25 protein-coding genes and 2 pseudogenes are annotated in these 23175 nt (G+C 72.0%); 14 read left to right on the top strand and 13 right to left on the bottom strand.

The annotated features are described in order from the left end of the window. Positions 1-59 precede the first annotated feature (59 nt). The 3 genes from sigK to ACTVZO_RS37000 all read left to right on the top strand — a co-directional run bounded on the left by sigK (position 60) and on the right by ACTVZO_RS37000 (position 2238). Positions 60-656 carry an ECF RNA polymerase sigma factor SigK gene (gene sigK / locus ACTVZO_RS37010; protein WP_443303387.1) on the top strand — a complete coding sequence of 199 codons (597 nt, stop codon included), beginning with the start codon at positions 60-62 and terminating at the stop codon, positions 654-656. After that, positions 653-1420: an anti-sigma factor domain-containing protein gene (locus ACTVZO_RS37005; protein WP_443302521.1), complete on the top strand. Its 768-nt coding sequence runs from the start codon at positions 653-655 to the stop codon at positions 1418-1420. Before sigK ends, ACTVZO_RS37005 begins: the two co-directional genes overlap by 4 nt. Before the next feature lie 167 nt (positions 1421-1587). Further along, positions 1588-2238, top strand: a complete 651-nt coding sequence (locus ACTVZO_RS37000; RefSeq protein WP_443302520.1) for an L-threonylcarbamoyladenylate synthase — start codon at positions 1588-1590, stop codon at positions 2236-2238. 173 nt (positions 2239-2411) lie between these two features. Here ACTVZO_RS37000 and aceA read toward each other — a convergent pair. Further along, positions 2412-3503, bottom strand: a pseudogene (gene aceA, locus ACTVZO_RS36995) (isocitrate lyase); the annotation flags it as partial. A 297-nt stretch (positions 3504-3800) separates the two neighbouring features. Between aceA and ACTVZO_RS36990 the strand changes: the two are divergent. Then, positions 3801-4061: a DUF6225 family protein gene (locus ACTVZO_RS36990; RefSeq protein WP_443302519.1), complete on the top strand. Its 261-nt coding sequence runs from the start codon at positions 3801-3803 to the stop codon at positions 4059-4061. Between the two features lie 12 nt (positions 4062-4073). Here the strand turns inward: ACTVZO_RS36990 and ACTVZO_RS36985 are convergent, their stop codons facing one another. The 3 genes from ACTVZO_RS36985 to ACTVZO_RS36975 are packed head-to-tail and all read right to left on the bottom strand — an operon-like array spanning position 4074 to position 6290. Further along, the gene (locus ACTVZO_RS36985; RefSeq protein WP_443302518.1) at positions 4074-4646 is read right to left on the bottom strand and encodes a TetR/AcrR family transcriptional regulator; all 573 of its coding nucleotides are present in this window, start codon (positions 4644-4646) and stop codon (positions 4074-4076) included. 43 nt (positions 4647-4689) lie between these two features. After that, on the bottom strand, positions 4690-6087 hold the full coding sequence (locus ACTVZO_RS36980) for an amidase (protein ID WP_443302517.1): 1398 nt from the start codon (positions 6085-6087) through the stop codon (positions 4690-4692). Then, positions 6084-6290 (bottom strand): hypothetical protein, encoded by a 207-nt coding sequence (locus ACTVZO_RS36975; protein ID WP_443302515.1) that lies wholly within the window; start codon positions 6288-6290, stop codon positions 6084-6086. The genes ACTVZO_RS36980 and ACTVZO_RS36975 overlap by 4 nt, the downstream gene beginning before the upstream one ends. 232 nt (positions 6291-6522) lie before the next feature. Here ACTVZO_RS36975 and ACTVZO_RS36970 point away from each other — a divergent pair, with 232 nt between their 5' ends. The 6 genes from ACTVZO_RS36970 (at position 6523) to efeU (ending at position 13559) form a co-directional block, all read left to right on the top strand. Then, complete coding sequence (locus ACTVZO_RS36970; RefSeq protein ID WP_443302514.1) at positions 6523-7443, top strand: MBL fold metallo-hydrolase; 921 nt, start codon at positions 6523-6525, stop codon at positions 7441-7443. An 18-nt stretch (positions 7444-7461) separates the two neighbouring features. Next, complete coding sequence (locus ACTVZO_RS36965) at positions 7462-8760, top strand: MFS transporter (RefSeq protein ID WP_443302513.1); 1299 nt, start codon at positions 7462-7464, stop codon at positions 8758-8760. Positions 8761-8835: 75 nt separating this feature from the next. Beyond that, complete coding sequence (locus ACTVZO_RS36960; protein ID WP_443302512.1) at positions 8836-9948, top strand: hypothetical protein; 1113 nt, start codon at positions 8836-8838, stop codon at positions 9946-9948. Positions 9949-10188: 240 nt separating this feature from the next. Continuing rightward, on the top strand, positions 10189-11340 hold the full coding sequence (gene efeO, locus ACTVZO_RS36955) for an iron uptake system protein EfeO (RefSeq protein ID WP_443302511.1): 1152 nt from the start codon (positions 10189-10191) through the stop codon (positions 11338-11340). 52 nt (positions 11341-11392) lie between these two features. Next, positions 11393-12658, top strand: a complete 1266-nt coding sequence (gene efeB / locus ACTVZO_RS36950; RefSeq protein WP_443302510.1) for an iron uptake transporter deferrochelatase/peroxidase subunit — start codon at positions 11393-11395, stop codon at positions 12656-12658. A gap of 22 nt (positions 12659-12680) precedes the next feature. Continuing rightward, positions 12681-13559 (top strand): iron uptake transporter permease EfeU, encoded by an 879-nt coding sequence (gene efeU / locus ACTVZO_RS36945; protein ID WP_443302509.1) that lies wholly within the window; start codon positions 12681-12683, stop codon positions 13557-13559. A 58-nt stretch (positions 13560-13617) separates the two neighbouring features. Here efeU and ACTVZO_RS36940 read toward each other — a convergent pair whose 3' ends face one another. The 7 genes and pseudogenes from ACTVZO_RS36940 to ACTVZO_RS36910 all read right to left on the bottom strand — a co-directional run bounded on the left by ACTVZO_RS36940 (position 13618) and on the right by ACTVZO_RS36910 (position 19265). Then, positions 13618-13929, bottom strand: coding sequence for an SCO5918 family protein (locus tag ACTVZO_RS36940; protein ID WP_443302508.1), 312 nt, complete (start codon positions 13927-13929; stop codon positions 13618-13620). 76 nt (positions 13930-14005) lie between these two features. Continuing rightward, complete coding sequence (locus ACTVZO_RS36935) at positions 14006-15508, bottom strand: DEAD/DEAH box helicase (protein WP_443302507.1); 1503 nt, start codon at positions 15506-15508, stop codon at positions 14006-14008. Between the two features lie 260 nt (positions 15509-15768). Then, a pseudogene (locus ACTVZO_RS36930) lies at positions 15769-15858 on the bottom strand (cold-shock protein); the annotation flags it as partial. A 382-nt stretch (positions 15859-16240) separates the two neighbouring features. After that, complete coding sequence (locus tag ACTVZO_RS36925; RefSeq protein WP_443302506.1) at positions 16241-16495, bottom strand: hypothetical protein; 255 nt, start codon at positions 16493-16495, stop codon at positions 16241-16243. Between the two features lie 176 nt (positions 16496-16671). Beyond that, positions 16672-17835 (bottom strand): PP2C family protein-serine/threonine phosphatase, encoded by a 1164-nt coding sequence (locus ACTVZO_RS36920; RefSeq protein ID WP_443302505.1) that lies wholly within the window; start codon positions 17833-17835, stop codon positions 16672-16674. A gap of 57 nt (positions 17836-17892) precedes the next feature. Then, positions 17893-18906, bottom strand: a complete 1014-nt coding sequence (locus ACTVZO_RS36915; protein WP_443302504.1) for a hypothetical protein — start codon at positions 18904-18906, stop codon at positions 17893-17895. Next, positions 18903-19265, bottom strand: coding sequence for a PadR family transcriptional regulator (locus ACTVZO_RS36910; RefSeq protein ID WP_443302503.1), 363 nt, complete (start codon positions 19263-19265; stop codon positions 18903-18905). Before ACTVZO_RS36910 ends, ACTVZO_RS36915 begins: the two co-directional genes overlap by 4 nt. Positions 19266-19468: 203 nt before the next feature. On the opposite strand from ACTVZO_RS36910, the gene ACTVZO_RS36905 reads away from it, so the two are divergent. After that, entirely contained in the window at positions 19469-19927 is a 459-nt protein-coding gene (locus tag ACTVZO_RS36905; RefSeq protein ID WP_443302502.1) for a DUF5709 domain-containing protein, read from the top strand. 8 nt (positions 19928-19935) lie between these two features. On the opposite strand, the gene ACTVZO_RS36900 is transcribed toward ACTVZO_RS36905, so the two are convergent. Both ACTVZO_RS36900 and ACTVZO_RS36895 read right to left on the bottom strand, forming a co-directional pair. Continuing rightward, positions 19936-20163: a hypothetical protein gene (locus tag ACTVZO_RS36900; RefSeq protein ID WP_443302501.1), complete on the bottom strand. Its 228-nt coding sequence runs from the start codon at positions 20161-20163 to the stop codon at positions 19936-19938. A gap of 152 nt (positions 20164-20315) precedes the next feature. Next, entirely contained in the window at positions 20316-21518 is a 1203-nt protein-coding gene (locus ACTVZO_RS36895; protein ID WP_443302500.1) for an enoyl-[acyl-carrier-protein] reductase FabV, read from the bottom strand. 597 nt (positions 21519-22115) lie between these two features. Between ACTVZO_RS36895 and ACTVZO_RS36890 the strand changes: the two genes are divergently transcribed. The 3 genes from ACTVZO_RS36890 to ACTVZO_RS36880 all read left to right on the top strand — a co-directional run bounded on the left by ACTVZO_RS36890 (position 22116) and on the right by ACTVZO_RS36880 (position 23156). Then, complete coding sequence (locus ACTVZO_RS36890; protein ID WP_443302499.1) at positions 22116-22481, top strand: PRC-barrel domain containing protein; 366 nt, start codon at positions 22116-22118, stop codon at positions 22479-22481. 102 nt (positions 22482-22583) lie between these two features. After that, a complete protein-coding gene (locus tag ACTVZO_RS36885; RefSeq protein ID WP_443302498.1) occupies positions 22584-22757 on the top strand; it encodes a CsbD family protein in 174 nt (57 codons plus the stop codon). A gap of 132 nt (positions 22758-22889) precedes the next feature. Further along, complete coding sequence (locus tag ACTVZO_RS36880; protein ID WP_443302497.1) at positions 22890-23156, top strand: hypothetical protein; 267 nt, start codon at positions 22890-22892, stop codon at positions 23154-23156. The last annotated feature ends 19 nt before the right edge of the window (positions 23157-23175 follow it).

The following is a 23175-nucleotide window of genomic DNA, read 5'->3' as shown; positions in this document are numbered from 1 at the left end:
CGGACGGCCGACGCCGGCCGATGCCCCTTCGCCTGGTCGCCGCGGCCGGAGCCCGGCCGGTGAACCAACCGCTCCCGTTCGGCGTCACGGGCCACACCGGCCACACCAGCCACACCGGACTCGCCGAGGTCATGCAGCAGGTGGCCCACGGCGACAAGCAGGCCTTCTCCGGCCTCTACGACGCCCTCGCCCCCATGGTCTTCGGCATCGTGGTCAAAGTCGTGCGCGACCGCGCCCAGTCGGAAGAGGTCGCCCAGGAGGTCATGATCGACCTGTGGCGGCAGGCCGCCCGCTACCGGCCCGACGCCGGCAGCGTGCACACGTGGGCGGCGACCATCGCCCACCGCCGGGCCGTGGACCGCGTGCGCTCCGCCCAAGCCGCCGCCGACCGCGATCAGGCCCAGGCCGCCCGCGAACACCAGACGGCGTTCGACCAGGTCGCCGAGCAGGTCGAGACCCGACTGGAGAGCGAACAGGTACGGCGCTGTCTGCGCGGCCTGACCGAGCTCCAGCGGCAGGCCGTGACCCTCGCCTACTACCGCGGGCTGACCTACCGTGAAGTCGCCCAGACGCTTCGCACGCCGCTTCCCACCATCAAGACACGCATGCGCGACGGGCTGATCCGGCTTCGCGACTGCATGGGGGTGACCGCATGAATCACCACGCGTCCGACATCCATGTCCTCGCCGCCGCGTACGCGCTGAACTCCCTCGACCCCGGCGAGCGCGAGGAGTTCGCCGCGCACCTGGCCTCCTGCGAGGCGTGCCGGCACGACGTGGCGGACTTTCAGGCCACCGCCGCGCGTCTGGCAGCCGCCACCGCGCAGGCGCCGGCCGCCGCGATGAAGCAGCGGACGATGGCGGACATCGACCACGTGCGCCAGCTCCCGCCGCACGTCCCCGCAGGCGCCCCGGCCGCCCAGGCCGCCCCGGCCGTGTTCCGCGGCGTGCTGCGGCGCAAGGCCCTGCCCGTGGCCCTGGCCGCGAGCCTGGCCGCCGCCGCCTCGTTCGCCGGGCTGGCCGCCTGGCAGCACCAGGAGAACCTGCGGCTCGAGCAGCGGGCCCGGCAGAGCGAGCAGCGTCTCGACGCCGTGAGCACCGTGCTGGCCGCCCCGGACGCCCGCACCGTCCACGGCCGGGCCGGCAACGGGGCCTTGACGACCGTCGTCGCCTCCGACCGGCAGAACAGGGCCGTCTTCACCGCCGCCGGCCTGCCCGCCCCGGCTGCGGGCAAGACCTACCAGCTGTGGCTGGCCCACGACGGCGCCATGCGCCCGGCCGGGTTCATCCACCGGGACGGCAGCGTCCTGATCGACGGCGACACCGCCGACGCGGACGCCGTCGGCCTCACCCTCGAACCGGCCGGCGGATCCGCACAGCCCACCACGAACCCCCTGCTCCTGCTGCCCCTCGCCACGTGATCCGCAGCCCTGCACACGGCCGGCCGGTCACCCCTTCGGCTGAACTCGGCACCGGAGCCGCCCCGGTCCGGCGAAGGTGCTCGGCCGAAGACGCCCGGCGGCGCGCCGCCCTTGCGTACGATGCCGCCACCCAGACCGAACCGAGACCGTAGGGCGGAACCGTAGCCATGACAGAGCGGTACGACTGCTCGATGACATCCGAACGCACGGCCGGCCTGCGCGCGGCCGCAGCGGCCGTGCGGTCCGGCGGGCTCGTCGTGCTGCCCACCGACACCGTCTACGGCATCGGCGCCGACGCGTTCGACCCGCGCGCGGTCGCCGCTCTGCTCGATGCCAAGGGGCGGGGCCGCCACATGCCCTCACCCGTCCTCGTCGGCTCCCCGGACGCCCTGGACGGCCTCGTCACCGACCTCCCCGACATCGCCTGGAAGCTCGTCGAAGCCTTCTGGCCCGGCGCCCTCACCCTCGTCGCCCGGCACCGGCCGACGCTGAAATGGGACCTCGGAGACACCCACGGCACCGTGGCCGTCCGCATGCCCCACCACCCCCTCACCCTCGAACTCCTCGAAGACACCGGCCCGATGGCCGTCTCCAGCGCCAACCTCACGGGACACCCGGCCCCGCAGGACTGCGACGCCGCCCGGCGCATGCTCGGCGACACCGTCGCGGTCTACCTCGACGGCGGCCCGACCGCCGCCCTCGTCCCCTCGTCGATCGTGGACGTCACCGGCCCCGTGCCGGCCCTGATCAGGGCCGGCGCCCTGACCCCCGCCCAGCTCCGCACCGCCGCCCCGGACCTCACCGAGCCCGAAGCCTGAGGCTGCGGGATCCTGAAGGGGGCCGCGCTGCCGCGCGCGATCCCGTGACCGTGCCCGACATCGGGCCGCCGCCGAACACCGGCGAGGCCGCATCGATCGCCGACCCGGATTCGTCTGCCCGATCGGACCGGGCGACAACTGAATGGCCGTATGAACTGGGGGAAGCCGGTGGGACCGCGGGCGAGGTCGAACATCCCGTGGTTGAGGGAGTGGAAGCCTGCCAGCGTGATGAACTGGAAGCGGTAGCCCATCGCGCCCAGCTCCCGCTGGAACTTGGCGATCTGGTCGTCGTCCAGCGCCGCCTTCCGGTTGAAGGACGGCGAGCAGTTGTAGGCGAGCATCTGGTCCGGGTACTGCGCGTGGATCGCCTCGGCGAACTCCCGGGCCTGCGGGAGGTCCGGGGTACCCGTCTCGACCCAGATCAGGTCGGCGTACGGTGCGTAGGCCAGACCGCGGGCGATGACCGGAGCCATGCCGTTCCGGACGCGGTAGAAGCCCTCCGCCGTGCGCTCCCCCGTCGCGAACCGGGCGTCGCGCTCGTCCACGTCACTGGTCAGCAGGTTCGCGGCCAGCGCGTCCGTACGGGCGATCACCAGGGTCGGCACGTCCGCGATGTCCGCCGCGAGCCGGGCCGCGTTCAGGGTCCGGATGTGCTGCGAGGTCGGCACCAGCACCTTCCCGCCCAGGTGCCCGCACTTCTTCTCCGAGGCGAGCTGGTCCTCGTAGTGGATGCCGGCCGCGCCCGCCGCGATCATCGCCTTGGTTAGCTCGAACGCGTTCAGCGGGCCGCCGAACCCGGCCTCCGCGTCCGCCACGATCGGCGCCAGCCACTCCGTGGTGTCCGAACCGCCCTCGGCCGTCGCGATCTGGTCGGCGCGCAGCAGCGCGTTGTTGATCCGACGCACCACCTGGGGCACGGAGTTGACGGGGTAGAGGCTCTGGTCGGGGTAGGTGTGGCCGGCCTGGTTCGCGTCGGCCGCGACCTGCCAGCCCGACAGATAGATCGCCTGCAGGCCCGCCCGGATCTGCTGGACGGCCTGACCGCCGGTCAGCGCACCCAGCGCGTGGATGTAGTCCCGCTCGTGCAGCTGGCGCCAGAGCCGCTCGGCACCCCGGCGGGCCAGCGTGTGCTCCTCACGGACACTGCCGGAGAGCCGCACCACGTCCTCGGCCTTGTACGTCCGCTCGATACCGGCCCACCGCGGATCGGTGGCCCACCGCTCCTCCAGCCGCTGGGCCGCCGCCGTCGTGTTCGCCTCTGCCATGGCCGTCACCGTTTCCGTGATCGCTGGGTCTGCGAATGCTCCGAACTCTCGCCCAGCGCATTGGCACCCTGTGCCTGAGTAGGAGATCGCGGCCGCCGGGTCCGGCGGGCCGCACCACAGACTTTGGCAGTGGCACTCAGTGCCCTCAAGAAGGGACGCGTGCCAAGTCCTGCGCATCTTCTAAGGCCGTTTTGCCAAGCTTGCGAAGGTCCCCCACAGCTCACCCGAGTGCGCCGGGCCTCGCTCGTCGGCGTGGCGTACCCCGTTCCGTCCGTTCTGCACCACTAGCCTCAGCGCATGGCTGATACGTTCGAACACGCGCCGCAGGTCTGGACAGCGGGACGGCTTCGCTCCGCCCTCGCCGGGGTTTCCGACGACACCCCCATTCACATCGGAGTGGCGGACGAGCCCGGAAACCTCGAGGGATACGGCGAGTTCGTGCTCGTCGGCGCCGAGCCCGTGGAGATGGAGGGCGACAACGGCGCCGCGCCTGCTCAGGTCCAGTTCACCCTCTTCGCCGATGCCAAGGCAGGCGTGTACTACCTCGACATGGACTGAGCGGCACGTGCCTCATCCCTGGGGCATCAGCCGTGTCAGCGTCGCGTCGACGAGGGCGCGGGCGCTGTCGGCGTCCAGCAGGCCGGGCCGGAAGAGGATGCGGTACATCATCGGCGCCACCACGTGGTCGACGACCACGTCGACGGCCGGCGCCGGCTCCCCGCGCCCGGTCGCGCGGGCGAGGATGATCTCGACCTGCTCGACGGCGTAGGCGGAACACTGGCCGGCGTTGCTGCCGTCGGGGTCTCCGCCGAGGGCGTCGCGGATGTAGTCACGGCCGGCCGTCGAGGACATCTCCTCCAGGAACTGCACCGCCCACGCTTCGAGGTCGGCACGCAGACTTCCCGCGTCGGCCGGCGGGGCCTCCGGGCGGAGCCGCTCCACCGCCACGTCGGAGAGCAGTTCCTTGATGTCGCCCCAGCGCCGGTAGATCGTCGAGGGCGTGACGCCCGCGTGCTTGGCGACGAGCGGAACCGTCAGGGCTGCGCGGCCGCGTTCGGCCTCCAGCTCGCGCACGGCCTCGTGGACCGATCGCTGGACGCGGGCGCTTCGCCCTCCTGGACGGGGTCTGGGCTGTGAGCTCATACCCGATACCCTAACGCTAAGAATTCGCTTCAGCTGGGATGCTCTATCCGGCCTGCCGCTCGGCCATCGGGGCCGGGCCCCTCACCTGCTCGTACGCTTCCGCTACGTGCAGGACGGTGGCCTCGCCGAACGGGCGGCCGATCAGCTGCAGGCCGATCGGCAGACCGTGCGCGTCGGCGCCGGCCGGCACGGACAGAGCGGGCAGTCCGGTGATGTTGGCCGGCGCGGCGAGCCGTACGTAGGCGTCCGAGACGCTCTCGGTGGTGCCGTCCGGCCAGCGGAAGGCTTCCTGGTCCGCCCTGGCGGCGGTGGCGGGGACCGCCGGAGCGGCGATGACGTCGACCTCGCGGAGGACCCGGCTCCACTCGTCGCGCATGAGGGTGCGGGCCCGCTGAGCACGCAGGTAGTCGGTGGCGGGGACCAGGGCGCCGGCTTCGAGCAGCACCCGGACGTCCGGTCCGTACAGGTCGGCCATCGTGTGCAGGTGCTGCTCGTGGTAGGCCGTCGCCTCCGGAACCATCAGGCCCCACTGGATGGCCTGGACGTACTCGGCCATCGGGATCTCCACGTCGACCAGCCGCGCGCCGAGGGCCGTCATGTCGTCGAGGGCCTTGCGCACCGCGGCTTCCACCTGAGGGTCGACGCGGTCGAAGTAGTGGTTGACGGGGACACCGACGCGCACCCCTTGGAGGCCCTGTCCCGGGCGGGAGGCCCGCGCCTCGTGGGGGCGGTCGAGGCCGGCGGGGTCGCCGGGGTGATGTCCGGCGAGGGCGTCCAGGACCAGACCGGCGTCGCGGGCGGTCCGGGTGATGGGGCCGACGTGGTCCAGTGACCAGGACAGCGAGGCGACGCCCTGCCGGGGCACGAGGCCGTAGGTGGGCTTGAGGCCGACCACGCCGCTCAGCGCCGCGGGGACCCGGATGGAGCCGCCGGTGTCCGTGCCGAGGGAGAAGGTCGCCATCCCGGCCGCCACCGCCGCCGCGGAACCACCGCTGGAGCCGCCGGGCACGTGGTCCAGATTCCAGGGGTTGCGGGTCTGCGGGGTCGTCAGACCGTAGGCGAACTCGTGGGTGTGGACCTTGCCGAGCAGGACGGCGCCGGCCGCCTTCAGCCGCGCGGCCACCACGCTGTCCTCGCCGGGCACGCGGGCGGCGCGGACGGCGGAACTGGAGGTGGTCCTCACGCCCGCGGTGTCGATGAGGTCCTTCAAGGCCATGGGCACGCCGTGCAGCGGACCACGGCGGCGGCCGGCGGCGATGTCCCGCTCCGCCTGGGCGGCCTGGGCCCGCGCCGCGTCGGCGGCCACGGTGACGTAGGCGTTGACCTGCGGGTCTACGTCATCGATCCGCTCCAGGACCGAATCGGTCAGCTCGACCGGTGAGAGACTTCCGTCCGCGAGGGCGGCGGAGGCCTCGGTCAGGGACAGCGCGTAGGGCTTCAACTCGCTGACCGCTCCCGGGAGTCGGCGCGGAACGCGAAGGCCGGGCGGACCTCCGCCAGGTCGAGCTCACGCAGTCGGCTGATGACGGTGATGATGTGGTGCGCCGTCCCGGCCACCACCGCGTGCCGATCGGGGTCCAGGGAGAGGCCGGCTCGAAGCGCCGACTCGGCGGCCCCTTCGGGCGAGAACGCGGGAACAGACATGAGGCGAGTCCTTTCCGGGACCAAACGCTGCATATTTGCGTTAGCGCCACGGTAGGCGAGCCTCACCACTAACGCAAACACTGAGCCTTAAAGCGCCAGAACCGGCCAACCCGTGGCCTGAACGCGCAATCATTGCGTTAACCCGAGCGTCGGGGTAGCTTCCACGCAATATCTGAGCGTTAAGGCGGAGTCCGCACACGCTCCCCCACCCCTTCTCCCAGGGAGCCCTCCCATGACCAGGCACGCCCTCACGCCCACAGCACCCGGTCTCACCCCCACGTGGATCCTGGGCGACATCACCGTCCGCCGCATCGACGAGACGGAACTCCCCGCACAGACCGGCCCCTGGCTGCTGCCCCGGGCAACACCCGAGGTCGTGGCCGGATCCCCCTGGCTCCGGCCCGACTTCGCCGGAGCCGACCACGTCATCCGCCTGGCGAGCCACACCTTCGCGATCGAGGCGGGCGGACTGCGCATCCTCGTCGACACGGGCATCGGCAACGGCAAGGAACGCGCCAACCCCGCCTGGCACCACCTCCGTACGGACTACCTCGCACGCCTCGAAGCAGCGGGGTTCTCCCCCGAGTCGGTCGACCTGGTGATCCTCACGCACCTGCACACCGATCACGTCGGCGGGAACACCCGCTCCCACGAGGGCTCCTGGATCCCCACGTTCCCCAACGCCCGGTACCTCGCCGGCCGCACCGAGTGGGACTACTGGGCATCCACTGAGCTGGACGGGCCCCGCACACAGATGTTCCGCGATTCCATCCACCCCATCAACGACCACGGCCTCCTCGACCTGATGGACGTCCCCGCCGACGGGCTGGAGATCGCCGCCGGCCTCACCCTCGTCCCGGCCCCCGGCCACACCCCCGGCCAGGTCGCCGTCCGGCTGAGCAGCCAGGACAGCACGGCCCTGATCACCGGCGACTGCATCCACCACCCCGTCCAGCTCGCCGAGCCCGCCATCCACAGCTGCGTCGACACCGACCCCGCACAGGCCCACGCCACGCGCCGCGACCTCCTCGCCGCACTCGCCGGGACCGACACCCTCCTGCTCGGCAGCCACTTCCCCCCGCCCACGGCAGGCATCGTCCGCACCGACGGCGCCTCCTACCGCCTCCACCCCGTGCCCGCCCACCTCGCCTGAGCCCACCGAAAGGAACGCATGAACCGCCCCGCGCCGGTGCCGGCCGAGCCCCGCCCACGGTTGGCCAGACGCTCATCCTTCGCTCTCAACGCCTCCATCCTGGTCACCCTGCTGGCGGCATCGAGCGCGCCGACCCCCCTGTACGCGATCTACCAGCGCCAGTGGGGCTTCTCCTCCCTCACCCTCACCGTCGTCTTCAGCGCGTACTCCCTGGCCATGCTGCTGGCCCTGCTCACGACCGGCTCCCTCTCGAACCACCTCGGGCGCCGCCCGGTCCTCATCGGCTCCCTCGCCGTCGAGGCCTCGGCCATGACCCTCATCGCCACGGCCGACGGAGTGGGCCAACTGCTCCTCGCCCGGGTGCTGCAGGGTCTGGCGACCGGTGCGGCGACCGGCGCCGTGGGCGCGGCCGTCATGGAACTGGAGCACCCCGGCCGCGCGGGCCGGGCGGCCCTCACCAACAGCGTCGCACCCATGGCGGGCATGGCCGCGGGTGTGCTCGGATCGACCTTTCTGGTCCGGTCCGTTCCGGCGCCGGGCCCCGCGGCGCACTTCGCGCTGGCGGCCGTGTTCGCGCTCCAGGCGGTCGCCATGGTCCTCACCTCCGAAACGGCCCCCCGCATGCCCGGGGCCCTCGGCTCGCTGCGCCCCTCCGTCACCGTGCCCGCCGCCGCCCGCGGGCCGCTGCTCCTCGCGGCGCCGAGCGTGATCGCGGTCTGGTCACTCGGCGGCTTCGCCTCCTCGCTGGGCCCCGGGCTCGCCCGGCTGATCGCCCCTGACACGCCCCAGGCCGTCGGCGGCCTCGTCTACTTCACCCTGACCGCGAGTGCGGTGCTCTCCGTGGCGGCCGTCCGGCGCCTGCCGTCCCGCACCTCGCTGCGCATCGGCGCGGCCGCGGTACCGCCCGGGGCCGGCCTGATCCTGCTCAGCCTCCAACTGAGCAGCCTGGCCGTACTGTTCGCCGGTACCGCGCTGGCCGGTGCCGGCTTCGGCGCGGTCTCCCAAGGAGCCCTGCGGGCCGTACTGTCCCCGGTCGCCGCGAGGGACCGGGCCGGAACCCTCGCCGCGTACTACGTCCTGAGCTACCTGGCCCTGAGCCTGCCCACCGTGCTCGCCGGCCTGCTGACCGTTCGCCACGGACTGTCCTCCACGACGCTGCTCTTCGGCTCCGCGGTCGGCGGCACCGGGCTGCTCGCCCTGGCGCTCGCCCTACGGGACACGCGCGGGCCGGGCCCGAAGGGACGAGGAGGACGGTCCGGAGCGAACGGTCACCGACGCCGGGGGCGCCGTATCCGGACATTCGGTGGCGTGATGTGATCGGCGTCTGTTCTTGGTCCGCTTCTTTCGTGGGGATGTGCAGTGGTGATCGGGTGCCTGTCTGATCGGTGGCGCGTGCGGCCGGCGGTGCTCGCGGCGATCGCCGGGTGCGTGGCACTGGCCGCGTGTTCCCCTGCGAAGGGCGAGGGGAAGGCCGGGGAGAAGGCCGGGACCTCTTCTCTCGCCCCGCCGGTCCCGACCGTGATCGGCTGGGACCAGGCCGAGGAAGTCGTCACACGCGGGTTCCGCCAGGCCGCGTCCGCACGGGACGAGACCACCCTGGCGACCCTGCTGACCGGCGCCCTGCTCCAGGAGAGCGTGGCCCAGGTCAGGCTGAAGCGGTGGCCGGACAACCTCGTGCGCAAGGCGGAAACGGACATGTACCGCCGCGAGTACCTGATCCCCACCGAACGCGACCAGCCCGGATACCCCCGTTCGTTCGCCGTGCTCTTCCGTATGACGGACACGGCGGAGAAGGACCGAGCGGCCGGGATGTACTACTTCGTCCAGGCGGAGCCCGGCGCCGCCTGGAAGGCCGCGGCCCGGACGTGGGCGACCGACCGGCCCGCTCCGCAGCTTCCGCCGGAGCAGTTCGAGGACCGCGGGTACGGCACCTACGGCTTCGAGGTCCGCGACCGGCCGATCGCCGCGCCGGCCCGGGAGCCCGCCGGCGCCGCGGCGCTCTCGCCCACCGCCGCATCCGACCGGCGCGTGTGCGGCCAGTACGCGGAGTACCTCGGCTTCACGGCACCCCACGGGGAGCCCGAGAGCGAGAACTTCGTACCGGGCAAGCTGACGGGCGAGGTCGTGGACTCCTACAACGCGGAGGACGGCAAGAAGGAGTGGAAGGGCGATCTCCGCCACCGGTACGCCTTCGAGGTGACGGGGCCCGAGCTGCCGGTGCTGCGGCTGGCGGACGGAAAGGCGCTCGTCACGTGCTCGTACGTCCGTACCGACCACCGCGAGGGCAAGTCCGGCCCGACCACCTCGTTCAAGTACGGCGGCGAGAACGCCGCGAGCCGCGACACCGACCAGCTGCTGGGCGGCGGCCACAAGTGGTGGCGGAACACCGATGTGCGGCGCGTCATGACCGCGACGTTCGAGGTACCGGAACAGGGCCCGGCCGACGTGGTGGGGTGCAACTGCCTGAACCCGCCCGTGCTCTCCGCGGAGGGAACCCCCAAGTAGGCGCCGGCCCGTTCGGCGCGTGACCGCGGTCACTCTCACGTGGTGTCACGTCCCCGTGCCGCGTCGAGCGGGGAGAACCGGACCTCGCTCGGCTCGCCCCTCGCCCCTCGCCCTTCGTACCAAGAGTGGGGCCCGATCAGGTAATGGTGCGGGCAAATCCGTCTCGGAGCGGTGTCCGGGGAAGTAAGGGTCAGCTAACTTAGGGCTGCCTCACCACTTACCCCATCGCCAGGAGCCTTCATGCGCCCCGCCCGCCTCACCGTCATCGTCGCCGCTTCCGCGGTGGCCGCACTGACCGCCGTCACCGGCTGCGCCGACAAGAGCGCCGGCGGTGGCGACGGGGCGGTCAAGGTCGCCGCGTCGGACAGCGCCTGCGAGGTCTCCACGACCGAATTCCCGGCCGGCAAGGTCACCATCGACGTCGAGAACAAGGGTTCCAAGGTCACCGAGCTGTACGTGCTGTTCCCCGACGACCGGATCGTCACCGAGCGCGAGAACATCGGCCCCGGGACCAAGGCCTCCATCACCGCCGAGATCAAGGCCGGCGACTACGAGATCGTCTGCAAGCCCGGTATGAAGGGCGACGGCATCCGGCAGAAGGTCAAGGCCACCGGTCAGGGCGGCGGCGAGAAGCGCAGCCCCGAGCTGGACGCCGCGGTCGCCGCGTACCGCAAGTACGTACAGGAGCAGGCCGACGAGACCCTCCCGAAGGCCCAGGTCTTCGCGGACGCCGTCAAGGCCGGGGACGTCGAGGCCGCGAAGAAGGCGTACGCCCCCTCGCGCATCGGCTGGGAGCGCACCGAGCCGGTCGCCGAGTCCTTCGGCGACATCGACCCCAAGGTCGACGTCCGCGAGGACGGCCTGGAGGCCGGCCAGGACCCGGCGAAGGACTGGACCGGCTGGCACCGCCTGGAGAAGGCGTTGTTCCAGGACGGCAAGATCGGCGACGAGGAGAAGAAGCTCGCCGACACCCTCATCACCGACCTCACCGACTGGCAGAAGAAGGTCGGCCAGGCGGAGATAACGCCCACGTCCATGGCCAACGGCGCCAAGGAGCTGCTCGACGAGGTCGCCACCGGCAAGGTGACGGGCGAGGAAGAGCGCTACAGCCACACCGACCTCGTCGACTTCAAGGCCAACGTCGAAGGCGCGCAGAAGTCCTACGAGCTCCTGAAGCCGGCCGCGCAGAAGAACGACCCGGAGCTCGCCAGGCAGCTGGACACCCAGTTCGCCGCGCTGTCCGCACTGCTCGACAAGTACCGCGCCGACAAGACCTCCTACGAGTTCACCTCGTACGACAAGGTCGGCGAGGCGGAGCGCAAGGAGCTGTCGGACGGTGTGAACGCACTCGCCGAGCCGCTCTCGAAGCTGGCCGCCGCGGTCGTCAAGTAGTGCCGGCCGCGCGGCCGGACGGAAGCATGGACAGGACAGGCGGGAGAGCCGGATGAGCGACTCGGAGCCGGAAGAGACCGGCAGTTCGGCGAACGCCCCCTCGCGGCGCGCCGTGCTCGGCTGGGGCGGGGCCGGGCTCGCGCTCGGTGCCGCCGCGGCAGGCGGCGGGGTCGCCGCCTTCCAGGCCGGATCGGACGCGGTCCCGGCGGCCGCGGCCGGCGGCGCCGTGCCGTTCCACGGGGAGCACCAGGCCGGGATCGCGACGGCGGTCCAGGACCGGCTGCACTTCGCGGCCTTCGACGTACGGACCAAGGACCGCGCCGAGCTGGTCGCGCTGCTCAAGGAGTGGACCGCGGCGGCCCGGCTGATGACGGCCGGGCATCCGGTCGGCGAGGGCGGCTTCGGCGGGCTGCCCGAGGCCCCGCCCGACGACACGGGTGAGGCGCTGGGCCTGAAGGCCTCCCGCCTCACCCTGACCGTCGGTTTCGGCCCCGGCCTGTTCGCCAAGGACCGCTTCGGTCTGGACGGCAGGCGCCCCGAAGCCCTGGTGGACCTGGAGCTGTTCCGCGGCGACAACCTGGACCCGGCCCGCTCCGGCGGCGACCTCTGCGTCCAGGCCTGCGCCGACGACCCGCAGGTGGCGGTGCACGCGATCCGCCAGCTCGCCCGGATCGGCTTCGGCCGGACGGCGATGCGCTGGTCACAGCTCGGCTTCGGCAAGACCTCCTCCACCACGCCCGACGAGCAGACCCCGCGCAACATGATGGGCTTCAAGGACGGCACGCGGAATATCTCGGGCACCGACACCGCGGCCCTGGACCAGCACGTCTGGGCCGGCCCCGGCGACGGCAGCGCATGGATGACCGGGGGCTCGTACCTGGTCGCCCGGCGCATCCGCATGAACATCGAGACCTGGGACCGCACCTCCCTCCAGGAGCAGGAGGACATCTTCGGCCGCGACAAGGGCGAGGGCGCCCCGGTGGGCAAGTCCAAGGAACGCGACGAGCCGTTCCTGAAGGCGATGAAGCCCGAGGCGCACGTCCGCCTCGCCCACCCCGACAGCAACAACGGGGCGACCATCCTGCGCCGCGGGTACTCCTTCACCGACGGCACGGACGGTCTGGGGCGGCTCGACGCCGGACTGTTCTTCCTGGCCTACCAGCGCGACGTCCGCACCGGCTTCGTCCCCGTCCAGCGCAGTCTGGCGAAGTCCGACGTCCTCAACGAGTACATCCAGCACGTGGGTTCGGCCGTCTTCGCCGTCCCGCCGGGCGTCCGCGACAAGGACGACTGGTGGGGCCGGACACTGTTCTCTTGATCAACACCGTGGAGGGACCGCCGTGTTCGGCAACTATCTGATCGGACTGCGTGAGGGTCTGGAAGCCAGCCTCGTCGTCTGCATCCTCGTCGCGTACCTGGTGAAGACGGAACGCCGCGACGCCCTGCGCCCGGTGTGGCTCGGCATCGGTGTCGCCTGCGCGATCTCGCTCGCCTTCGGCGCGCTGCTCGAGTTCGGCACCCAGGAACTCACCTTCGAGGCGCAGGAGCTGATCGGCGGCACCTTGTCGATCCTGGCCGTCGGCCTGGTGACGTGGATGGTCTTCTGGATGAAGCGCACCGCCCGGCACCTGAAGGCCGAGCTGCACGGCAAGCTCGACGCGGCGCTCGCCATCGGCACCGGCGCGCTGGTCGCAACCGCCTTCCTGGCCGTCGGCCGGGAGGGGCTGGAGACCGCGCTGTTCGTGTGGGCATCGGTTCGGGCCAGCGGCGAGGGCTCCTCGGCACCGCTGATCGGCGTGCTGCTGGGCATCGCCACGGCGATCGTGCTGGGCTGGCTGTTCTACCGCGGCGCGCTCGGCATCAACCTGGCGAAGTTCTTCCGGTGGACCGGCGCCATGCTGGTGATCGTGGCCGCGGGCGTGCTCGCGTACGGGGTCCACGACCTCCAGGAGGCCCGGTTCCTCGGGGGCCTGGGCAACAAGGCGTTCGACATCAGCGAGGTCATCCCGCCAGACAGCTGGTACGGGGTCGTGCTGAAGGGCGTCTTCAACTTCCAGCCCGACCCGACGGTCCTCCAGCTCGTGGTGTGGGCGCTGTACCTGGTCGTGACCATGGGCCTCTTCCTCGCCCCGTCGCGGGCATCGGGAACCGGGGAGGCGGACGGCGTCACTGGTGGCGGGAGGAGCGGCGCTGTCCGCCCGCGGAGCGGAACGGGGTGACGGGGCGGGGCTTCACCGATGGGCCGGAGGAAGCCCCGGGGGGCACCGAGGCCCTCGGTCAGACGGCCGCGGGGGTGCCGAGCATCGCGGAGGCGTGCTGGAGGGGGCTCAGGACGCGCGCGGGCGCTGCGGCCAGGGGAAGGCCTCGGCAGGTGAAGCCGAGCTGGGTCATGGCCCGGATCACCTCGCCGGCGCTGAAATCGCGGCGGTCCTGGCGGGTGACGACCTGGCCGACCTGCTTGACGGGGTAGACGCGGCGGCCGATGATCACGGACTCCCCGACGACCTCCTCGGGCTTGACGCCCTTCATCGCTTCCAGGACTCCGCTCTTGGTCAGGTCGAACGGAAAGCGGGCGATGACACAGCGCATGATGCCTCACAGGGAGAAGAGGTGGATGGTCCGACCGCGCTGAGGCGGTTCAGCGTGAAGGTCCGGCCGTTCGTGGTCAGGCCGCCGCGTCGACGGCGGAGTGCCGCGCGCCCCCGCGCCTGGCCGCCGAAGCGGGGCTGCGCCGGCCGCGGGAGGCGGCGCTGCGCTTGGGCCGCTCGGTCGCCGGCGCGGTGATGGTGACGGGGATGCCCGAGGGGGTCCGTGCGCCGGTGATGCGGTGGAGTGCTTCGTCGCCGGAGCGGACCTCGGTGGTCTGGGGCACGATGCCGGCCGCGGCCATGAGGCGGGTCATGTCGCGGCGCTGCTTGGGGACGACCAGGGTGACGACGCTGCCGGACTCACCGGCGCGGGCGGTGCGGCCGCCGCGGTGGAGGTAGTCCTTGTGGTCCGTGGGCGGGTCGACGTTCACGACGAGGTCGAGGTTGTCGACGTGGATGCCGCGGGCGGCGACGTTCGTGGCGACGAGCACGGTGACGTGTCCGGTCTTGAACCGGGCCAGGGTGCGGGTGCGCTGGGGCTGGGACTTGCCGCCGTGCAGGGCGGCGGCGCGGACCCCGCTGTCGAGGAGGTCCTGGGTGAGGCGGTCCACGGCGTGCTTGGTGTCGAGGAACATGATGACCCGGCCCTCGCGGGCGGCGATCTCGATGGTGGTCGCCTGCTTGTCCGTGCCCTGGACGTGCAGCACGTGGTGTTCCATCGTGGTGACCGCGCCCTGGGAGGGGTCCACGGAGTGGACGACGGGGTCGGCCAGGTAGCGGCGGACCAGGAGGTCGACGTTGCGGTCCAGGGTCGCGGAGAACAGCATGCGCTGGCCTTCGGGGCGTACCTGGTCAAGGAGCGCCGTGACCTGCGGCATGAAGCCCATGTCGGCCATCTGGTCGGCCTCGTCGAGGACGGTGACGGCCACCTGGTCGAGTCGGCAGTCGCCGCGGTCGATGAGGTCCTTGAGGCGTCCGGGGGTGGCCACGACGACTTCGGTGCCACCGCGCAGCGCACCCGCCTGCTTGCCGATCGACATCCCGCCGACGACGGTGGTCAGGCGGAGTTTGACGGCGCGGGCGTAGGGGGCGAGGGCGTCGTTGACCTGCTGGGCGAGTTCCCGGGTGGGGACCAGGACCAGCGCCAGGGGCTGGCGCGGCTCGGCGCGCCGTCCGGCGGTGCGGGCCAGGAGCGCGAGGCCGAAGGCGAGGGTCTTGCCGGAGCCGGTCCGGCCGCGCCCGAGGACGTCGCGGCCTGCGAGGGAGTTCGGGAGTGTCGCGCCCTGGATCGGGAACGGCACGGACAGACCCTGGTTCCCGAGCGCGGCCAGCAGCTCCACGGGCATGTCCAGATCGGCGAACGCCTCGACCGCGGGCAGCCCGGGGGTAATGGTCTTGGGCAGGGCGAACTCGCCCTGCGCGGCGGCGGGCCGACGGCCGTAGCCGCCCGAGCGGCTCGGGGCGGATGAACCGAAGCGGCTCCCCCGGCCCGAACCGGAGGCCGAGCCGGAGCCGTAGGCGGGGCCGTCCGTGCGGCCTCGGGTGCGGGAGGAGCGGCCGTTCGTACGTGTGGGGTTCATTCAGAACCTTCCTTGATACGGCACGTATCAAGGAATTCCCGCAGCGAAATGACAGCGCGGGCAATCACAAGAACGAACCGAATGGAATGCGACAGCGAACGCGGCACACGGGAATTCCGTGTCGACACAAACGCTTCGATGGGCAATATCCCAGAAAATCTCGTGTCCGCAGGTGAAACCACTGCGGGAAATGCGTGCAGCTGGGGCCCGCACCCCCAGGGATGCGGGCCCCAGCTACGAATTACGCAACAGCGTCAGGCGTGGGCGAACGCGTCGGCGCCGCCACCGTCCTGCTCGATGAAGCCGAATCCCTTGGCCGCGTTGAACCACTTCACGGTGCCTGTTGCCATGTTCTGTCTCCCTGGGGCAGTACAGCAGCGTCCGCAGTGCGCGGACACCGTGTCGCCGCGATGATGCCCCGCCGGAGAATGACCGGAAATATGAAGGGCGTCCGCCTGGCCGGGGGCCGGGGGAAGCGCCTGGCTTCTTGGGTACCAAAACTGCAACCGAGATCGACAGTAGCACGGTACGGTGGCTCGCGTACGTCAAAATATTTCCCTTGTGCGCGTCGCGGCAGAAAATCTCCGCACGGGGCCCATTGAAATCCCGGCCCGCCGGCACGGAAATTCTTGGCCCCGGCCCGCCCCGGACCGCGCCGCCCCCGCGGGCGAAAACGCCGCAGGGGCGGCCGACGTCACCGTCGGTCCGCCCCTGCGGCGCGAGCCGCCCGGGTCAGGCACCCAGGTGGTGCCCCTTCGCCCACTCCAGCTCGCCGTCCGCGGCACAGTTCGAGGTGTAGACCGGGCCCGTGAACGCCGGGCGGCTGGCGGGCACCGCGGCGAGCGAGGAGCAGTTCGACGAGTAGCCAGCGCGGCCGCCGGAGAAGTAGTCGATGTCGACCCCGTCGTTGGCCAGGGCGGCACCGGCCCCGCCCAGCAGGATGCCGGCGGCCAGGACGGACGCGGTGACAGCAGAACGAATACGCATGACTCCCCTAAGGATCTCTGAAACGAAGCGCAGCTCGATGTGCGCGTCGGCCGGTCCAACCCCCCAGGGGCACTGCCGGGAACGGCGGTTCACTCCAATGCCCGCTGCCGTATCGTTTCGACACCCCCATTCAGCCGCTGAAGTGCGCACCGGCCGCCAGGGCAAGATCCGCGTCCTCACGCCAGGCGGTCGATGAGGATCATCGCCACGTCGTCCGTGAGGCGGCCATCGGTGTGGCGGATCAGCGCCTTGTGCAGTTCCTCCAGGAACTCCTGCGGCGAGGTGTCGGCCGCTATCCGCTCCATGATCTCCGGCAGCGGGAGGAAATCGTCGTCACCGTTGCGGGCTTCGATCACGCCGTCGGTGTAGAGCAGCAGCCGGTCACCGGGCAGGAGCGGGTGGCTCTCGGCTTCGGCGAGGGGGCCGTCGACGAGGTCTTCGAGACCGAGCGGCGGCATCGGCGAGGCCGGCATCAGGGTCTGCACCTTGCCCTGGCGCAGCACCAGGGGAGGCGGATGGCCGCGGTTGACCAGGTGCACGACCGATTCGTCCGGCACCTGGGCGATGAGCGCGGTGGTGAATCCCTCGATCAGGACTTCGGGCAGTTCCGCCTGGGAGTAGGTGCCTGGTACACCGGCCTCTCGCCGCAGCGCCGCAGCGCAGTGGTTCATGACCTCCTGGACGTCTTCCTCGTAGTGGACGGCCTCCCGGAACGCGCCCAGTGCCACCGCGACCGCGCGGATCGCGGACAGGCCCTTCCCCCGGACGTCGCCCACGATCAGGCGGACGCCGTAGCGCGTCTGCACGGCCTCGTACAGGTCGCCGCCGATCTGGGCCCCGGTCCCGGCCGCGAGGCACAGGCTGGCCGCGCGTACGGGGCCCAGGAGCTCGGGGACGGGGCGCAGGACGACCTCCTGGGCCGCCACCGCTATCCGGCGGACCTGGTCGAGCTCGAGCTGCCTGCGCGTGCGCACCGCGTTGCTCAGGATGACGCTGGCCACGGACACCACGAGCAGCCCCAGGAAGTTGCCGATGATCAGCTGGGTCTGGGTTCCCCACGACTGGTTGTAGGTCGCGGAGGTGATGTTCACGGCCACGGCGAGGGCGGCGGCGGACAGGGTGCCCACCGGGCCCATCGTCAGCGCGGCCAGCGCCGGCGTCGTGGAGATGACGGGGCCGGTGACCAGGTCGTGTGCGGGCGAGAGCTCGATGGCCAGTACGCCGAGCGCGATCGCGAAGGGCGCACACTGCGCCAGCTTGAACAGGACCTCGCCGTGACCGCCCGCTCCTGGCCGAGAGGACGCTCCCGGCCGAAGGGGCCAGCGAGGGTGTGACCTCATGGAAACAGCCTACGGGGCCACCCGTGGTGCCCGCCGCACCCGGTAGGGCGGCGCCGGCTACCTCCCGGGCGGAACGTCGCGGCGCCCGCGCAGCAGGCGGGTGGCGAGGAGGGCCAGGTTCAGGGCGAGCGCCCCCGCGGCCAGCGCGATCTGCCAGGTCGGCCCGCCGGAGACGATGGCGACCACCAGGTAGACCGTGAGGAGCACCGCGAACAGGGATTCCTGGACGGCGCTGCGCTGCCACCACGGCGCGCGCGGGGCCTCCTCTTCGGCCAGGCGCAGCGCGTACAGCTCCACGGGGCCGAACTCGTCCTCGGGCGCGCTTCCGGTGGCGTCGAGGTGGCCGGCGGCCTCCTCGGCCAGTTCCGCGGCGCGTGCGCGGGGTATCGCGTGGCGCTCTTCGAGCAGCCGGGGCAGCCGGTCCAGCCAGAGCTCGCGCTCGCCGCCGCTCAGGGGGGCGGTTCCGGAATCCATGATCGCTCCTTTGGGTTCTGCGGTCGGTGTGGTCCGTGTCGCCGCCCAGAGCAGCGCGAGACCCAGTACGCACGGCAGCGGGGCGGGGAGATGGCCGAGCGGCTGCCCGGAGAGGGAGGTGAGGGCCGTCGCGGCGGCCACCGCCGCCACCGCCGCGCCCACCCGCGCCAGTGCGCGCCGTCGACGGTTCCGGGCGGTGGCCGCGAGGGCGGCTCCGGCCAGGGCCATCGCGATGAGCGAGGAGCCGGCCAGCCCCGCCGGAGTCACGGGAAGGGCCAGTCCGTTCGCGATCCAGAGCCAGGCACCCGCTGCCACGGCGGCCAGACCGACGGGCGCGGAGGCGGTGCGGAGCGCCTGGGCGAAGGTCGGACCGTTCCCGACCTGCCGCAGGCGTTCCTCGGGCGGGACGCGGTCGGCGACCACGGTGGCGGCGAACTCCTCCGGTGAGCCGAAGGCCTCCTCGGGAGGCTCGCCGCTGTCCGCGCAGTGCTGCGCGACCTCGTCCAGCACGGTGTCCGCGGTGGCGCCGCCCACGGAGTGCGCGGCCAGGGCCAGTCGGGCCCGTGCGTTCCACCTGGTGACGGCGTCGCCGCTCATGACGTCTCCTCCCCGCCGGGTCCCTCCACGGCGTGGGACAGGAGTCGGGCCATGGCCTCGGAGAACTGCCCCCAGCCGACGGCCTCCTGCCGCAGCCGGGCGCGTCCGTCGCCGGTGAGCCGGTAGACCTTGCGGCCCGGCCCGCCTTCGCCGGGTTCCCAGCGGGCCTCCACCGCGCCGTCGGCCTCCATCCGGCCGAGTACGGGGTACAGCGCGCCACCGCGGACGGTGCCGAACCCGCGGGCGGCCAGCTCCTGCACCAGCGCGTAACCGTGCCGGTCGCCGTCGGCGAGCACGGCCGCGAGGGCGAGCGGCAGGACTCCGCGCAACCAGCCGGTCATGGACTCCGTACCGGCCATCCGGACGCCACCCCGCTCTCTCCTGCTCGACCTACTACTCGACTGCGACTAGTCCGGACTCAGACTAGTGTGGAGACACGTCAGCCCGTCGTCAACAGCCAACGGGTGACGGGACGGTTGAGAGGTGCCGCGACGGGCAGGTGCCCCGTGTACGAGGAGGTACCGCTCTGGACGCTTCCGCGCCCGACTGACCGGAGAACCCGATGAGCAGCGCCGACGAAGCCTACGGCGACGACGTGTACCAGCCGCAGGAGACGAACGAGTCCGCCGAGGCACAGCCCGACATGGAGAACGCCCTCGACGAGCCGGGCCTCGACGACACCCTGGACACCGCGTACGTACCGCTCGACCGCCCCTTGGCGGTGGAGGACCGGGGCACGACGGCCGCGGAGGCGCGCACCGGGGAGAGCCTGGACGAGCGGCTCGCGCGGGAGCGGCCGGAGGTGTCCGCCCGGGACGAGGAATCCGACGAGACCGGCGACCCCCTGCTGGCGGGACCGGACCGGGCGGGCCGCCTGATGGCGGTCGACGAATCGGCTCCACGGAGCCACATCTCCGTACTGGCCCGCGACGTCGGGATCGACGGCGGCGCGGCGTCGGCGGAGGAGGCCGCGGTCCACATCGTCGACGAGCTGCCGCCCGCCGAAGACCGGGACGGATAGCGGCGCGGTCAGATGATGTGGATGCGCTCCAGTTCACCGGCGGTGTCGCGGAGCATCAGGTCGCTGCCCTTGGCGCGTTCGCGCTCGATGTACCCGAGCAGGAGCACCGCCCGGTTGATCACGTCGGACTTGCTGACGCCGCTCGCGGCAGTCAGCTCGGAGACGACGGTGACGGCCGGGGGACACAGGGTCACGGAGTACCGCTCGGAGTCGGGGTGAGAGGGAAGCTGTTCCATGGTGACGTCCTTACCTGGTGACGAAGACCTGCACCATGCTTGCACCAATTCCGCGCACTGTCGCATCAATTTTGCGCATACGCTACCGCGTGCAACCAGTCGCCCGCCCTGCCGAGGCGGCAGACCGGTCCCCCGTACGGATCGCCGCCGGGCTAGTGCGCGGCGGGCCAGGGGACGTCGGGCTCGGCGGGCCGGTCGTAGGACACGCCGTCGACGCCCCAGCCGTAGAGCTCGCGGACCTGGCTCATGAACCAGTCCGCGCCGGCGCGGGCGCTGTCGAGGCCCAGCTCCGGGTCGGCCCACAGCTCGCGGACGCGGTCCTGGACGGCGCCGTCGAGCTCCCAGCCGTCCAGGCGGATGCGCCCCGCCTCGTCGAGGACCAGCGGGCTGCGGCCTTCCAGCTGGTCCCACAGGTCCACGGCCTGCTGCGCGGTGGACCGGAATCCGTCCGCTCCGAGAACGGTGCGCAGGAAGGCCGTGTAGAGGGCGATCGAGGGGATCGCGCTGGACGCCTGGGTGACGGCCGCGCCGGCCACGACCGTGAACGCACGGCCGTCCTTCTCCTTGAGCAGGGGCGAGGCGTTCAGGTCGTGGGCGGTCCGTTCCAGGTGTTCCTTGGCCGCGCCGATGGTCCCGTGCCGGTAGACGGGGGCGGTGACCTCCGAGCCGACATAGGTGAGGGCCGCCGTGGTGAACCCGTCGGCGAGGAGCCGGCGGGCGGCGAGGGCGCGGACCCACAGGTCCCAGTCGTCGCCGCCCATCACCGCGACGGTCGCCCGCTCCTCTTCCTCGGTGCCGGGTTCGATCCGGAACCGGGTGACCTTGGGGTCGTCGCCGGAGAAGTCGAGCGCGGGCGCCTCGTAGGCGGCGCCGAGGGGTTTGATCACCGAGTGGTGGACGGCGCCGGTCGCCGGGTCGGTGCGGCGGGGGGCGGCGAGGCTGTAGACGAGGTAGTCGATCGGCCCGTAGTGCTCTTCCAGCAGGTCGAGGACGTGCGTCTTGGCGTCCGCGGAGAAGGCGTCGGTGTTCACGAACCGGAAGTCGTGTCCGTGCTCGGCGGCGAGCCGGGCGGTGGCCGCGGTGCGGTACCAGCCCGCTGTCGCGGTGCGGCGCCCGTTGTCGGCGCCCTCGAAGGCGACGCCGATGCCGCGGATGCCGTGCCGGCGCAGGCCGGCCACGAGCGTGGCGAGGCCGTAGCCGGCGGAGTGCCCGAGGACGAGAGCGGTCGGCCGACGGCCGTCGGTGCGGGCCTCGATGCCCTCCCACATGCGGTGGACGGTGTGCGCGGCCCCGTCCGGATGGGAGTTGACGATGAGGAATCCGCGTTGCTTGGGCTCGATCTGACGAAGGGTCACGATGCGTCCGTTCCGCTCGGGCGAGGCGGACGAGGCGGGTGCACGGGTCAGCGAGCGCGTGAAGGCGGCGTGCCGGTCCCCTCGTCCGGGATGACGGCGGACGGCCGCCGCCCCCGATGCCCGTCACCAACCCGGCCGGGGCCGGACTGCCGACGCGGAAGTCGTGCTCCAGCCGTCCGTCTTCCAAGATCGTATGCGCGGAGTTGCCGACGGTTCGTGACGGGCCGTCACGCAGAACGCGGCCGGTCCTTTGTGGATGTCCGACATTGACACCGTCTGTCGCTGCGTGGCCGGCCACCGGAGCGTCCGTACGGGCGGAGCGCCGGCCGCGTGGTGGCGGGGGGGGTGCCACCACGCGGCTCGGGCCCGCTCGGGAGCCCGCGGCGCTCACCGCCGCGGGCTCCCGTGACCCTCGTATGGCCGCTCTCCGCCGGTTCAAACGGTCGAAGCACAAACTTTCTCGGAGCGGTCCGACGGTCCCCGCCGGCCGGGGATGGAGCGGCGGGGGCCGGGGCAGGCGCGCCCTCGACGGAGACCCCTCCGCGCCCGGGACCAGGGGGCGGAGGGCCATGGTTCCGATCGAAGGAGTTGTTTCGCATGGCGGAGAACGTGTGGGCCTACCGGGCCGGCGTCGACTACCTGGCGGCCGACCTGACCGGCTACGGCGTCGAGGCGCTCGACGGCGGCATCGGCAAGGTCGCCAAGCACTCCGACGAGGTCACCGACGCCTATCTGGTCGTCGACACCGGAGTGTGGATCCTCGGCAAGGAGGTCCTGGTGCCGGCCGGCCTGGTGTCCCGGGTCGACCACGTGGCCGAGAAGGTCTACGTGGACCGTACGAAGGACCAGGTCAAGGCCGCTCCGGAGGTCCACCGGGACGAGCACCTCGGGAACCCGGACCACCGCGCGGCGCTGGGCAGTCACTACCTCTCCGGAATGCGGCTCGGCATCCCGCTCGCCTGAGCGGACGCCGGCCGTGATCCGGCCGCGTGTGTTTGACGGCCGCGATCCGGGTCAGACGCGGAGCGCAAGGCAGTTCCCCGTACCCCGAGGGAGTGATCAGCTGTGTCGCAGGACGAGAAGGGCAAGGCCAGGGCCGAGCAGGCGAAGGGCAAGCTCAAGGAAGCGGCCGGCCGACTGGTGGGCAACGAGCGGCTGACCGCGGAAGGCCGCGCCGAAGGCGCGAAGGGCGATGCCCGCCAGGCCAAGGAGAAGATGAAGGACATCTTCAGGCGGTGATCGGACCGCGCCACAGAGCGTGCCTCGGTCCCGAGCCCCCGAGGGGGTTCGGGACCGAGGCCTGTCCGCGGCCGGCAGCGGTCATCCGGCCCCCGCGCGGGGGCCGGCGGTACGGCCCGGTACCTTCGGCGGATGAACAGTGATGACCAGCCGGACCTGGACGCGATCGAGGAGTGCTTCGTCGCGGTTCTCGAAGGGCGGCTCACCCGTGACGCCGCCGACCGATGGGCCGGTCGCTGGTTCACGGACGACGGCCTGGAGTGGGACGAGCCGGGCCGGTGGGCGCTGGGACTGCTCCACGGAATCGATCTGCGTCACGGGCCGGGCGAGGCGTACCTCCACGACGACGTCCAGGTTCGGGAGTGGCTGGCGGAGCTGCGGGACCGGCGCACCCGGTGACGTGCCCCGGCCGGTCGCG

Source organism: Streptomyces sp. IBSNAI002 (assembly GCF_052244475.1).
Lineage (GTDB): Bacteria > Actinomycetota > Actinomycetes > Streptomycetales > Streptomycetaceae > Streptomyces.
The sequence above is the reverse complement of the archived record's forward strand: the minus strand, read 5'-3'. Positions and strand labels throughout refer to the sequence as shown.

Coding starts and splice junctions, on each gene's coding strand:
- efeB (WP_443302510.1), top strand. CDS start 11,393: ATGAGCGACTCGGAGCCGGAAGAGACCGGCAGTTCGGCGAACGCCCCC.
- ACTVZO_RS36935 (WP_443302507.1), bottom strand. CDS start 15,508: ATGAACCCCACACGTACGAACGGCCGCTCCTCCCGCACCCGAGGCCGC.
- ACTVZO_RS36975 (WP_443302515.1), bottom strand. CDS start 6,290: ATGTCTGTTCCCGCGTTCTCGCCCGAAGGGGCCGCCGAGTCGGCGCTT.
- ACTVZO_RS36880 (WP_443302497.1), top strand. CDS start 22,890: ATGAACAGTGATGACCAGCCGGACCTGGACGCGATCGAGGAGTGCTTC.
- ACTVZO_RS36925 (WP_443302506.1), bottom strand. CDS start 16,495: ATGCGTATTCGTTCTGCTGTCACCGCGTCCGTCCTGGCCGCCGGCATC.
- ACTVZO_RS37000 (WP_443302520.1), top strand. CDS start 1,588: ATGACAGAGCGGTACGACTGCTCGATGACATCCGAACGCACGGCCGGC.
- ACTVZO_RS36910 (WP_443302503.1), bottom strand. CDS start 19,265: ATGGCCGGTACGGAGTCCATGACCGGCTGGTTGCGCGGAGTCCTGCCG.
- efeO (WP_443302511.1), top strand. CDS start 10,189: ATGCGCCCCGCCCGCCTCACCGTCATCGTCGCCGCTTCCGCGGTGGCC.
- ACTVZO_RS36970 (WP_443302514.1), top strand. CDS start 6,523: ATGACCAGGCACGCCCTCACGCCCACAGCACCCGGTCTCACCCCCACG.
- ACTVZO_RS36990 (WP_443302519.1), top strand. CDS start 3,801: ATGGCTGATACGTTCGAACACGCGCCGCAGGTCTGGACAGCGGGACGG.
- ACTVZO_RS37005 (WP_443302521.1), top strand. CDS start 653: ATGAATCACCACGCGTCCGACATCCATGTCCTCGCCGCCGCGTACGCG.
- ACTVZO_RS36915 (WP_443302504.1), bottom strand. CDS start 18,906: ATGAGCGGCGACGCCGTCACCAGGTGGAACGCACGGGCCCGACTGGCC.
- ACTVZO_RS36965 (WP_443302513.1), top strand. CDS start 7,462: ATGAACCGCCCCGCGCCGGTGCCGGCCGAGCCCCGCCCACGGTTGGCC.
- ACTVZO_RS36905 (WP_443302502.1), top strand. CDS start 19,469: ATGAGCAGCGCCGACGAAGCCTACGGCGACGACGTGTACCAGCCGCAG.
- ACTVZO_RS36940 (WP_443302508.1), bottom strand. CDS start 13,929: ATGCGCTGTGTCATCGCCCGCTTTCCGTTCGACCTGACCAAGAGCGGA.
- ACTVZO_RS36920 (WP_443302505.1), bottom strand. CDS start 17,835: ATGAGGTCACACCCTCGCTGGCCCCTTCGGCCGGGAGCGTCCTCTCGG.
- ACTVZO_RS36985 (WP_443302518.1), bottom strand. CDS start 4,646: ATGAGCTCACAGCCCAGACCCCGTCCAGGAGGGCGAAGCGCCCGCGTC.
- ACTVZO_RS36890 (WP_443302499.1), top strand. CDS start 22,116: ATGGCGGAGAACGTGTGGGCCTACCGGGCCGGCGTCGACTACCTGGCG.
- ACTVZO_RS36900 (WP_443302501.1), bottom strand. CDS start 20,163: ATGGAACAGCTTCCCTCTCACCCCGACTCCGAGCGGTACTCCGTGACC.